This window comes from Vibrio sp. 1874 (assembly GCF_033344395.1).
Taxonomy (GTDB): domain Bacteria; phylum Pseudomonadota; class Gammaproteobacteria; order Enterobacterales; family Vibrionaceae; genus Vibrio; species Vibrio alginolyticus.
The window spans coordinates 1-1,172 of sequence record NZ_JAWPOR010000126.1; the positions used below are offsets into that span (position 1 = coordinate 1).

The 1,172-nt window shown below is 46.8% G+C and carries 1 protein-coding gene; it reads right to left on the reverse strand.

Annotated features, from left to right (window positions below):
• Nucleotides 1–1,172 (reverse strand): ornithine decarboxylase (gene speC / locus R8N46_RS25025; RefSeq protein WP_318189751.1); only part of this gene is annotated, 1,172 nt, incomplete at both ends.

The window sequence follows — 1,172 nt, forward strand, 5'->3', positions numbered from 1 at the left end:
ATTCGCTTCGTAGACGCTTGGAAGTACGATACTTAGAGGCGCATCATCACGGATGAATTTTTCGAATCGGTTAATTTGAGCCACAAGGTGGCGGATCTTACCCATATCTTCCGCAGGAGTAAGTAGGAACAAGATAGAGTTCAAGTCACACTTCTCAGGGATGATGCCGTTTTCACGAAGGAAGTTCGCCAATAGCGTTGCAGGAATACCGAAATCTGCGTAGCTGCCGTCTTCTGCAATACCCGCAGTAGTTAGCAACAATTTACATGGGTCAACGAAGTATTGACCTTCACCGTAACCTTCAAATTTGTGCCAGCTTGCGTTTGGCTCAAACATGAAGAATTTCTTATTCGTTGCGATCACGTCAGTGTCGTAGCTGCCCCAAGGTTGACCTTCGACTTCGTCTGGAATGAACGGACGAATCAATTCACAACTCTTAAGGATTTCTTTACGCGCTTCGATACCAGTCTTAACCGCATCGCGCCATAAACGCAGACCTGCTTCGCCATCGTGGATCTTCGCGTTCACATCAAGCGCAGAGAACAGTGCGTAGAATGGTGAAGTCGATGCGTGCATCATAAACGCGTTGTTAAAGCGTTTGTGGTTACAGTAACGAGCTTGACCTTTGATATGGCGGTCTTTTTTGTGGATTTGCGATGTTTGAGAGAAGCCAGCTTGTTGTTTGTGAACAGATTGAGTCACGATCACACCTGCGTCTTCTGGTTTCAAATCCAGCAGCAGTGGTGAACAGTCTTTCATCATAGGGATGAACTGCTCATAACCAACCCACGCAGAGTCAAACAGGATGTAGTCACAAAGATGACCGATCTTATCCATCACGTAGCGAGCGTTATAGATAGTACCGTCGTAAGTACCAAGCTGGATAATAGCAAGACGGAAAGGACGTTCATCGCGTGCACGTTCTGGATCCACTTTCGCGATTTGAGCACGAATGTATTCTTCATCGAAACAGTGCTCATCCATACCACCGATGAAGCCCCAAGGGTTACGCGCCGTTTCTAAGTAAACTGGCATACCACCCGCTTGGATTAACGCACCGTGGTGGTTCGATTTGTGGTTGTTACGGTCGAACAGTACCAAATCACCTTCAGTTACCAGCGCGTTACACACTACTTTGTTTGAAGCAGAAGTGCCGTTAAGTACGAAGTAAG